Source organism: Mesorhizobium intechi, from assembly GCF_002879535.1.
GTDB lineage: Bacteria > Pseudomonadota > Alphaproteobacteria > Rhizobiales > Rhizobiaceae > Mesorhizobium > Mesorhizobium intechi.
The window spans coordinates 1-10447 of record NZ_PNOT02000163.1 but is presented as its reverse complement, the minus strand read 5'-3'; the positions used below and the strand labels follow the sequence as shown (position 1 = coordinate 10447).

8 protein-coding genes and 1 pseudogene are annotated in these 10447 nt (G+C 58.8%); 4 read left to right on the top strand and 5 right to left on the bottom strand.

The genetic code is table 11. From position 1 onward, the window contains the following. Positions 1-341: 341 nt before the first annotated feature. The 4 genes from C1D09_RS13655 to C1D09_RS13640 all read left to right on the top strand — a co-directional run bounded on the left by C1D09_RS13655 (position 342) and on the right by C1D09_RS13640 (position 5851). A complete protein-coding gene (locus tag C1D09_RS13655) occupies positions 342-1820 on the top strand; it encodes an NAD-dependent succinate-semialdehyde dehydrogenase (RefSeq protein ID WP_143974816.1) in 1479 nt (492 codons plus the stop codon). A 12-nt stretch (positions 1821-1832) separates the two neighbouring features. Next, positions 1833-3236 (top strand): aspartate aminotransferase family protein, encoded by a 1404-nt coding sequence (locus C1D09_RS13650; protein ID WP_143974815.1) that lies wholly within the window; start codon positions 1833-1835, stop codon positions 3234-3236. 222 nt (positions 3237-3458) lie between these two features. Further along, a complete protein-coding gene (locus C1D09_RS13645) occupies positions 3459-4532 on the top strand; it encodes a GlxA family transcriptional regulator (protein ID WP_143974814.1) in 1074 nt (357 codons plus the stop codon). Positions 4533-4672: 140 nt separating this feature from the next. Next, the gene (locus C1D09_RS13640) at positions 4673-5851 is read left to right on the top strand and encodes a M24 family metallopeptidase (RefSeq protein WP_143974813.1); all 1179 of its coding nucleotides are present in this window, start codon (positions 4673-4675) and stop codon (positions 5849-5851) included. A 566-nt stretch (positions 5852-6417) separates the two neighbouring features. On the opposite strand, the pseudogene C1D09_RS13635 reads toward C1D09_RS13640, so the two are convergent. The 5 genes and pseudogenes from C1D09_RS13635 to C1D09_RS13615 form a co-directional block, all read right to left on the bottom strand. Next, positions 6418-6759: pseudogene (locus C1D09_RS13635) on the bottom strand (helix-turn-helix domain-containing protein); the annotation flags it as partial. A gap of 329 nt (positions 6760-7088) precedes the next feature. Continuing rightward, the gene (locus C1D09_RS13630; RefSeq protein ID WP_143974812.1) at positions 7089-8276 is read right to left on the bottom strand and encodes an IS701 family transposase; all 1188 of its coding nucleotides are present in this window, start codon (positions 8274-8276) and stop codon (positions 7089-7091) included. A gap of 390 nt (positions 8277-8666) precedes the next feature. Continuing rightward, positions 8667-9479, bottom strand: coding sequence for an ectoine/hydroxyectoine ABC transporter ATP-binding protein EhuA (gene ehuA, locus C1D09_RS13625; RefSeq protein ID WP_143974811.1), 813 nt, complete (start codon positions 9477-9479; stop codon positions 8667-8669). A 1-nt stretch (position 9480) separates the two neighbouring features. Then, complete coding sequence (gene ehuD / locus C1D09_RS13620; protein WP_126057679.1) at positions 9481-10149, bottom strand: ectoine/hydroxyectoine ABC transporter permease subunit EhuD; 669 nt, start codon at positions 10147-10149, stop codon at positions 9481-9483. Then, on the bottom strand, positions 10146-10447 hold a 302-nt coding region (locus C1D09_RS13615; protein ID WP_342780230.1), incomplete at its 5' end, for an ABC transporter permease subunit. The genes C1D09_RS13615 and ehuD, both read right to left, overlap by 4 nt.

Genomic DNA, 10447 nt, shown 5'->3' with positions numbered 1-10447 from the left:
TTGCAATCACACTTCCCCGCCTTTCGAAGCCCACTGCAATCGTGCGGTATACTTCGAAGTCGAAGTGACAGCCCCGCAAGAAGTCCGCTTAACGTGGCCAACTGCAACTTACCGTTGGCCGCCTCTCGAGGGCTGAGTGTGATTGTGGATGGCCACAGGTGACAATGTCATCTTTGCTTGCTGAACCTTGCCCATAAGACAACAGCGATCAAACGGCGAAAAAACTCAGTCGCATGCCCTTATTCGCAGGAGATCGTCTTGGTGGCCCTCGATCGCGCTGCCAACCGCCGCAGTTGCGCGGCTAATTTGCCGGAAATGAACTGTCGATCGTGAGGTTAGTGATGAAAGGTACCGCAACTGCCGCGTTAAAGGAGCTCAAACGGCAGGACCTCCTCCAAAAGTGCGCCTATGTGAATGGAGCTTGGCTCTCCAAGGCTGAAACGATCTTGGTGGTTGACCCGGCTACTGGCCAGGACTTGGCTCAGGTAGCTGCCTGTGAGGTGTCTGATGTAGATAACGCGGTCAGCTTCGCAAGAACCGCGTTTGAACAATGGCGCAATGTTCTTCCTTGGGAACGGGGCGCATGTCTGCGCAGATGGGCCGCGGGTATGCGCGAGAATGCGGAAGACCTTTCCACCATCATGACCGCTGAACAAGGCAAACCATTGACCGAGGCGCACGGTGAGATTTTATATGCCGCCAGCTTTCTCGACTGGTTTGCGGCAGAGGGTGAGCGAGCATATGGCGAGACCATCCCGAGCCATCTTGCGGGCAGCCGGCTCTCCGTGCAGATGCAGCCGGTCGGAGTGACGGTCGCTATCACGCCTTGGAACTTTCCGTCGGCGATGATCACCAGAAAAGCAGGAGCCGCCTTGGCTGCGGGCTGCACGATGATAGTCAAGCCAGCCCCGGAAACGCCCTTGTCCGCTCTGGCGCTTGCCCGCCTTGCCGAGGAGGCAGGAGTTCCCGCCGGGGTCTTTCAGGTGATCACGGGAGAGGCTGCCCCACTCGCAAAACGGCTATTGGATCATAGCGATGTGCGGGCATTCTCCTTCACGGGCTCGACCGAGGTCGGTCGGATCCTGCTCGAGCAGTCGGCAAAAACCGTGAAGAAGGCTTCACTTGAGCTCGGCGGCAATGCTCCTTTTATCATTTTCGATGATGCCCCCTTGGAGACAGCCGTAGCTGGATGCATAGCAGCCAAATTTGCCACATCCGGCCAGGACTGCCTGGCAGCCAATAGGATCTATGTTCAGCGAGGAAACTATGAGCGCTTCGTGGAAGAATTCGCGAAGGCCACCGGTAAACTGAAAGTCGGGCACGGATTCGAACCCGGTGTCGATATTGGCCCAATGACCAGACCATCCGTCGCCGAAAAGTGCAGACGGCAGGTGTCCGAAGCTGTTTGTTCCGGGGCTCGCATCGTTATTGGCGGACAGGATAGCCCTCTCGGGGGCAATTTCGTTACCCCGACTGTTCTCGCCGATGTCACGGACGACATGCTGGTCGCGAAGGAAGAGACCTTTGGGCCGGTGGCGGCAATCCTTCCGTTCGATGAGGAGACGGAAGTGCTTGCGCGAGCCAACAACTCAGAAATGGGCCTTGCGGCTTACGTTTACACAAAAGATCTCAGCCGCGCCATGCGGCTAACCGATCAGTTGGAGTACGGCATGGTCGCCGTAAACACCCCGAAATTCACCGGCGCTCCCATACCCTTTGGCGGATGGAAACAATCCGGGCTCGGCCGCGAGGGCTCAAGGCATGGTCTCGCCGAATATCTGGAAGCCAAATACGTGTGCATCGGTAATACGGCAAACTGAAGGGACAGACGCATGAGTATCAACATCAAGGACATCAGCGAGAAGGATAGAAATTCTGTCCTGCATCCTTTCACACAGCTCAAGGATTTTGCCGCCGGCAAGCTCGGTGATCCGACCATCATTGAGACGGGCAAAGGCATCCGCATTCAAGATGCACATGGCAACCAGCTGATCGACGGATTCGCCGGCCTTTATTGCGTCAACGTCGGGTACGGCCGCACCGAAGTCGCCGAAGCGATTTCCCGCCAGGCTTTCCGTCTGGCCTACTATCATTCCTACGCCGCCCACACGACGGATGAGCTCGCAATCCTTTCCGATCGCCTCGTGAAGATGGCGCCGGGCAAAATGAGCAAGGTGTTCTACGGCATGTCCGGCTCGGACGCCAACGAGACGCAGGCCAAGCTCGTCTGGTATTATAATAATCTCCGCGGCAAGCCGACTAAGAAGAAGATCATCTCGCGTGAACGCGGCTATCACGGCTGCAGCGTCGTGTCGGGCTCGATGACGGGCATGAGCTTCTATCATGACCACATGGACCTGCCACTTCCGCAGATTGTTCACACCGGTGTTCCGCATCACTACTGGGGCGCCACCCCAGGCGAGTCCGAACGCGAATTTTCAGCGCGGCGCGGCGAGGAACTTGATCAGCTGATCGAGCGGCTGGGGCCAGAAAATGTGGGCGGCTTCATCGGCGAGCCGGTGCTTGGCACCGGCGGCATCACGCCTCCGCCGGAAGGCTACTGGCAAGCAATTCAGGCCGTGCTCAAGAAGCACGACGTGCTGCTCATTGCCGATGAAGTCATCACAGGGTTCGGCCGCACCGGTTCCATGTTCGGCTCGCAGCACTATGGCATCGAACCAGACCTCATCACGGTCGCTAAAGGTTTGACGTCGGCCTACTTCCCGCTTTCAGCGGCAATCGTCGGTGAGAAGGTGTATAAAGTCCTGGAGGATGGGGCTGACAAGGTCGGCGCATTCTCGCACGGGTACACCTATTCTGGTCATCCCATCGGCGCCGCCGCGGCCAACGCTGTCCTCGACATTGTCGAGAAAGAAGACCTCCCCGGCAATGCACGTGACGTCGGCGCGTTCTTCCAGGCACAGCTGCAGGAAAAGTTCGCGCAGTTGCCGATCGTCGGCGAAGTGCGCGGCGTCGGTCTTATGGGCGCAATCGAATTTGTCGCCGATCGCGACAACAAGAAGCGTTTCGACCCGTCGTTGAAGGTCGGTGCACGCATCTCGAAGGCAGCACGCGACCGTGGCCTGATCGTCCGCGCTATGCCGCATGGTGACATTCTGGGCTTCGCTCCTCCTTTGGTGGCAACAAAGGCTGAAGTGGAAGAGATCGTTGGTATCGCAGGAAGTGCAGTGCGCTTCGTTATGGATGAGCTAGCGAGAGAGGGTCTTAGCATTTGAGGCGGGCGACCCGAGCCTGCAATGCCAGAGCTGTCTGCCCGAGGCAGGCATAGCATACTTGGTGGTCACCAGTGACGACGCTAGTGCAGATCAATGGATAGTTAGCGGGAGAACCATCGGCCCCGACTGCGGTGGCAGCGCCAATCCAATGAACGAAGCCGGTCGCCCTATTTTGGCATGGCCGCAACGAGAGATCAGGCTAGCAGAGAAGGAACTCCCGGGATGCTAGACTCACAGTCGACCTGCCGAAATTTTTGCTTTTACCTTCTACCGGCCTTTTCGCTGCAGGCGTTCTCGTCGGCAGTAGAAGCGCTGAGGCTCGCCAACGAAGTGTTGGGGCGTGAAGTGTATAGCTGGCAGATCGTTTCGGACGACGGGGAGCCCGTGGCCTCAAGTTGCGGGTTGTTGGTATGGGCCGGATCGTCGTTGTCGTTCGAACGTGAAAGATTTCGTCGATCAATCTCAACACCCGCCGTCGTCGTCGTCGGCGCCCATAATGCTCCTGACTCGCACAAACAGCTTGAAGCCTGGTTACGCGAGTGCAGAAACCACCGCAGTTGCCTGGTAGGCATATGTAGCGGCACGATAGTGCTTGCTCGAGCTGGGGTTGCACAAGGGCGGCGTTGCGCGGTTCACTGGGAACAGTTTCCTATATTCTCTGAGCGCTTTCCGGATGTGTCCGCCGCTCAAACTGCCTTTGAGCGGGATGGAGACCTGTACACCTGCGCCGGGGGGGATGCTCCCTTCGACATGTTTTTAGATTTGGTTGACCATCACCATGGCACGATAGTCGTCAATCGTATTTGTGAAAAAGCTATCGCGTGCAGGACCCGTTCAGCGGGTGACCGCCAACGTTTGCCACTCCACTCACGAGTGCAACTAAACCATCGGGCGGTCATCAAGATAGTCGAGGAGATGGAGGCAAACCTTACGGAGCCATTGCTATTGGACGAACTTGTGGGATCAGCCGGCCTTTCCCGACGTCAAATCGAGCGGCTGTTTAGGAGTGAACTGGGATGTTCTCCAAGCCGTTATTATTTGGATCTTCGCCTGGAACGGGCGCATCTGCTGCTCATCAGTTCCCGACTGCCGGTCGTCGAGATAGCGATGGCTTGCGGCTTTATCTCCGCATCGCACTTCTCAAAAGCGTACCGCGACGCCTACGGGTGCGCGCCGCATCAATCACGACTGCCAGTTCACCAACGAAAAAAAACGCGGTCGAGCGCGCCGGAAGAAAATAGAATCAGAAAAATCGACCGGAGGCTAAGTTACGAACGAGTGCCAAACTGCCACTAGCAGAGCGTTTTCTGTGAAGATCGGTTATGGCGCTGGTGTTGGTGATGGGCTCACGTCGATGAGCTCGTGTCGATTGTCAGGTTCGAAAACCGGGCTCGCTCTGGGTCGACCTGGGTGCGATAGAAGAGGATTTTCTCAACATGATACCATTGCCATTCCACCCCGACGAATACCGCAGCAGGCTTTCCGCTATCCGCGCGGAAATGGCGCGCCGCAGCCTCGATCTTCTCATCGTCAACGACGTCGCCAACCAGCATTACATCACCGGGTATGACGGCTGGTCGTTTTACACGCCGCAGATGGTCCTGGTCCCGCACGCCGACGAGGAGCCGGTCTGGATCGGTCGCGCCATGGATGCCGCCGGCGGGTTGCTGACGGCTTGGATGAAGCGGGAGAACGTCGTCGGCTTTCCCGAAGATCATGTCCAGCGCACCGACCGTCATCCGATGGACTGGATTGCCGCCTGGATCGACAGGAAGGGCTGGGGGCGCGGCAATATCGGCATCGAGTTTGAAGCCTACTACTATTCCCCAAAGGCGCATGCGCGCCTGACAGCGGGCCTGCCAAACGCAGTGTTCCACGACGCCGACCTTCTGGTGAACTGGATCCGCAGCGTCAAATCGGAAGCCGAGATCGGCTACCTACGCAAAGCCTCGCGTCTTGCCGAGGCGGCGGTCACCGCGGCCTATGAGGTGATAGCGCCAGGCGTTCGCGAGTGCGACGCCATCGCCAAAATCCAAGCCGCTCAGGTAGCTGGGTCGCCGGATTTCGCCGGCGACATCACCGCCCTACCACCGACAATACTGGGGGGCGAAAATGCATCGGCGCCGCACATCATGTGGAGCGATCGTCGCTTTGGCCACAACGAAACCGTCGCGCTCGAGCTGGCCGGCGTCGTTCGTCGCTATGCCGCCGGTCTGGCGCGGACCCTTCAGCTGGGCGCCATGCCAGCCAAGGTCGGCGACACCGGCAAGGCCGTGCTCGAAGGCATGGAGGCCGTGCTTGCGTCGATCAGGCCTGGCGTCTTGGCGGAGGACATCGAGGCGAGCTGGCGCAAGGTCATCCAGCGTTACGGCCTGAAGAAGGAATCCCGCATTGGCTATTCGATCGGCGCGGCCTATCCGCCAGATTGGGGCGAGCACACGATCAGCCTGCGCCAGGGAGACAAGACGATCCTGAAGCCGGGCAATGTCCTACATTCGATCCTCGGCATGTGGATGGACGGCTGGGGGATCGAAGTGAGCGAAACCATCCTCGTAACTGCTGACGGCTGCGAGACTCTGACCAGCTTCCCGCGAGAGATTCATGTCAAACATTGATCGGCAATGATGGATCCCCCGCTGGGACGCCGATCGACCGCCAACTCCATCGCAATTCGGCAACCGTCGAGCAAAGAGAGCGATGAGCCGGCCTTAATCAGTGTTCGAAGAAGCCGGTTCAGCGGCATGAGGCAGAGGCCCGCTTCGGTATTGCCGTCGAAGCCGTCGCGGCTGCCGGTGCCGGGCCTTTAGCGTACGTTCAGCTTCTTGCGGCGCGCCCCGCGCGCGCGACCGACGTAGCGGCGGGCTCGATCGACTTGGGAAGGGCGACGCCCAGGGTCTGGCAACCGACGCTAGACGTTTGATCCAGGTTTTGATGCGGCCTGTCCTCCGAATCCGGGGATGCGCTATGGGCCGGGTTCTTCATGGGAGCGCCACGACGACAGCGGTGTTCCGTCGAGCGATACAGGCATAAGACATGAGAGAGCCTGAAAGCGTTATCAAGCTTACCCATCATCGAGAAGAATGACTCTGCATCAGGTCCCGGCATAATCCAATCAAGTATGCAGGGTCTGCTCGGGCTCGGCTTTGGCGTCGCCACGCAAAATTGGCACGGAGCTTGTCCACCTTTGGAAGCTTAGCCCCTCACGCCGCAGGAATTGCCAAACGGTGTCATGTGAGACCTTCACACCATGTGCCTCAAGCTCGGCTTTCAACTGATGTAGTGTCAAATGCGGGGCCTTGTCGATTCGCTCCTGAATGAAATCCCGGTGAGGTTCCAGAACTCGCTTTCGGTGGCCACGCATCTTGCGAGGCTCGATAGAACCGCTCATTCGGTAGCGCTGCGACCATTTAACGGCGGAAGAAACTGCAATCCCAAAACGAGCCGCAACCGACCGGCAGCTCTCGCCAGCTTCAATCGCAAGTACGATGCGCTCGCGCAGGCTCTTGGAGAGGGGTGCTGTCATTCAAGCTTCAGTCCTGGTTAATCTTGATAATGCGAACCTAGGCAAGAACTGAACCCCGGTACGTTTCACCGCTCTGAGGTTCTATGTCAAATTCAGTTTGCCGATCGGATTCATCTTACGACAAGATGGTCTCGCTATCAGATGCACTTAGTACTACAGTTGCGGATACGCGCGCCGTTTGTAGTGGGAGACGGTGGCGGCAGCCTGATGTCGTCGTCGCCATAGCGACCAGGCGATAATGAAGGGCTTTTGTGTTGGCGGGTAGATGAGGATCCGGGCGAGGAGATAGCGGATCTCGGGGACGCTTGGCACCAGCGCAGCCATCCGGATCAGGCGGCGATTGGCTCCTTTGGACTCGTTTCGTTCGGTTTGCTCCATGCGCTGCGGCGAAGATCAGCCGATAGTTTGGAGAGGAACGCCAGAGCGGCCATGCACAGGCTCATGTGGCGATGCCATCCGTGCCAGGACCGGGCCTCGCAATGGTCAAGTCCGAGATCATCCTTGGCTCGCTCAAAGCACTCCTCGACCGCCCAGCGCAGGCCGGCCACTGCCGCCAATTCGGCCAAGGAGGAACCGGGCGGGGCGAAGACCAGATAGTAGGCCTTTTCTGCGGATGTCGAACGCTTGCGGCGGACCAGAAGCCAATGCTCGAAGCCGCCTTTCGACGTCCAAGGGCGGCGGATGCGCGCCCAGTCGTAGAGCCGGGGCCCTTTGGCGCCTTCCCCTGCCGCATGACAGACCCAGTCCTCGGGCGCGAGTTCGCTGGCCAGTTCCTCGGGCGAGGTTCCCTCAAACCGATGATCCCCTCCACGGCGCATGAAGTGAGCGCCTCGAACCGCCAGGACATAGGGCTGCTCGCGAGCTTCCAGCATCCGACGAAGGCTACTGTCGGCTCCGTAGACAGTGTCGCCCAGAACGTAAGCGCACGGGACGCCGGCATTGAGCGCTGCCTCGACCATGGCGCGCGCCATCTTTGGCTTGGTCGCAAACTCGACCGTCTCCGGGATCGAGGCCTTGGCACATCGCGCCCGATCCTTTGTCCAACTCTCTGGCAGGTAAAGCCGGCGATCAATCAGCGCCTGGCCGTAGCGGCTCGCGTAAGCCAAGAACACACCGATCTGGCTGTTCTCGATCCGCCCCGCCGTTCCCGAGTACTGACGCGCGACACCGGCGGAGCGATCGCCCTTCTTCACAAATCCGGTCTCGTCGACGATCAGGACGCCATCCTCGTCGCCCAACGCCTCCACGACATAATCGCGAACCTCGTCTCGGAGTCGATCGGCGTCCCACTGGCTGCGTCCCAACAGCGACTGCATCCGATAGGGCCGCCCCGCTCCGGACTGCTCAGCCATCAGCCAGCCCGTCTTGCGCTCAATGCCCGAAAGAAGGCCGTCAAGGAAATCCGCGCCCGTCTCTCGCAGCTCACGACGAGGAAGCACCCGTCCAACCCGCGCCTTCAGCGCCGTGAGCTCCTGCTCCCAAGCCAACAACGACCCCGACCACGAAGCGACAGACATGGCTCCCTCCTGCTTAACCTGCCGAAGAGAATCACAGAATCAATTGATCCGCAACTGTAGTATTAGAACGTCAGACCCCTAAGGCGTCTGCGCCGTAGCAAGCTCTGAAGTGGAGGCATGCTGGCCTTCATGAGACCAATCTTTGCCCAGCAATAAAACGGGCGGAGTTGGACAGCAGCGGTCCTTTCGCGACGGATGTCGCGCAAAGCGCCAGTTGCCAGACTGACTGGCCATCGCCTTCGGGCAACGAGAGGAACTGCGCCTCGATCCATCAAAGCCTCTAGGTCAAAACTTCGCTGACCGGTCGGGACGGGAATGAACGCTCCATGACCGTAGTCCCTCAGCGGGTCAAGGCCATGCAATCGGGGACGAAGGCTCAATGCGGATCTTTCAAACCGCTTCCTTGACGGCAGAGAGGAACTGCTTGGTGCGGTCGCGCTGTGGGCTGGTGAACAATATTTGCGGGGGCGCCTGCTCCTCTATCGAGCCACCATAAAAGAAGCACACGCGGTCAGAGATGTCGCGAGCAAAGCCCATCTGATGCGTGACCATGATCATGGTTAGATTGTGCTCGGCGACTAGCTTTCGAATGACATGTGTCACCTCGCCGATGACTTCGGGGTCGAGGGCGGAAGTGACTTCGTCGAAAAGCATCACCTTGGGCCGCATCGCCAACGCGCGGGCTATGGCGACGCGCTGTTGTTGTCCTCCTGATAGACGGGAAGGATGCTGGTCACGCTTGTCGATCATACCCACCATTTTCAGGAGCTCTTCGGATCGCTCAAGCGCCTCTTTCCTCGAAAGCCCCAGTACCTGGACTGGGCCTTCCATGCAGTTTTGGATCGCGGTCATATGCGGAAACAGGTTGAAGTGCTGGAAACACATCCCGATCGAGGAGCGAATCTTCCGCTGGTATCGCTCGTCTGCCGGCACAAGGACCCCATCGCGGGGCATGTGTGTCAATGGCTTGCCGTCAACGTATATCACGCCGCCATTGATAGTTTCGAGTGTCATAAGGGCTCGCAACACCGTGGTCTTCCCGGACCCCGAGGGTCCTATAATGGTAACCATCTCGCCTTCGGCCACGTCAAAATCGAGGTGGCTGATGACGTTGAGCCTTCCGTAGCTCTTGCTGACGTTCATGAACCGGACCATGGGGCGGTCATGCTCCGGCAGTTCAAGGGGATAGTCGGTATTGCTCATGTTACAGTCCTAGTCTCAGCCGCAGCCGTCGTTCGAACATCCTGACGAGTCCGGCCGTCGGAAGCGAGATCAAGAGGAAAATCAGGCCAACCAATGTAAAAGGTTCCAGATACCTGTAGTTCTCGGACCCTAACGCGTTGGCCGTGTGCATTAGCTCCATGACACCAATTACCGACAGCATGGGCGTGTCCTTGAGGATGCCCACCAGGTAGTTGCCGAGGCCTGGCACCGCAGGCGCAAGCGCCTGCGGGATGATGATGCGTACATAGGTGACGCGGGGGGACATGTTCAGCGCACGGCACACTTCCCATTGCCCGGGAGCCACGGAATTGAGGCCTGCGCGGTAAACCTCCGAGAGATAGGCCGAATAGTGCAGACCGATCGCAAAGATGCCGGATACCCAGGGCGACAGGAAAATCCCGAACTGGGGTCCGACGTAGAAAACAAAGAAAATCTGCAGGACCAAGGGCGTGGACCGGATGAATTCAATCAGCTCCCTGACGACAAATGTCAGTGCGGGCCACTTTGTGCGTTGTGCAAGAGCGAGCAGCAGGCCACCGACCAGAGCAATTGCATACCCGACCCCGGCCGCAATCAACGTGTTGAGGGTAGCCCACAACAACTGTGGCAGGATCTCCCACGTAAAGTCCCAGCGCCAGTTGAACGTCATGCCCTTCCAAGCCTCCGGGCAACCAAGCGTTCCGCCCAGCGCATCATCGGGGTTATGAGGAACCTGGCAAGGATGTAGTAGATAATCAAAGCTGTTCCAAACGCCTGCGCCGACAGATAGGTCGCGGCGTTGATCTGGCGTGTCTGGAACATGAGATCGGCGACCGAGATGAGGGACACCAGGGCGGTTCCCTTGAGAAGCTCGATCAGGAGATTACCCCAAGGCGGAAGCATGATCGCCAGCGCTTGCGGCAATATGATCCTGCGCATCCTCACGCCGTGCGGCATCGACAGCGCGG

What these genes read in the sequence shown, in the direction of transcription:
- C1D09_RS13655 (WP_143974816.1), top strand. Translation starts at nt 342, where the DNA reads ATGAAAGGTACCGCAACTGCCGCGTTAAAGGAGCTCAAACGGCAGGAC.
- C1D09_RS13650 (WP_143974815.1), top strand. Translation starts at nt 1,833, where the DNA reads ATGAGTATCAACATCAAGGACATCAGCGAGAAGGATAGAAATTCTGTC.
- C1D09_RS13645 (WP_143974814.1), top strand. Translation starts at nt 3,459, where the DNA reads ATGCTAGACTCACAGTCGACCTGCCGAAATTTTTGCTTTTACCTTCTA.
- C1D09_RS13640 (WP_143974813.1), top strand. Translation starts at nt 4,673, where the DNA reads ATGATACCATTGCCATTCCACCCCGACGAATACCGCAGCAGGCTTTCC.
- C1D09_RS13630 (WP_143974812.1), bottom strand. Translation starts at nt 8,276, where the DNA reads ATGTCTGTCGCTTCGTGGTCGGGGTCGTTGTTGGCTTGGGAGCAGGAG.
- ehuA (WP_143974811.1), bottom strand. Translation starts at nt 9,479, where the DNA reads ATGAGCAATACCGACTATCCCCTTGAACTGCCGGAGCATGACCGCCCC.
- ehuD (WP_126057679.1), bottom strand. Translation starts at nt 10,149, where the DNA reads ATGACGTTCAACTGGCGCTGGGACTTTACGTGGGAGATCCTGCCACAG.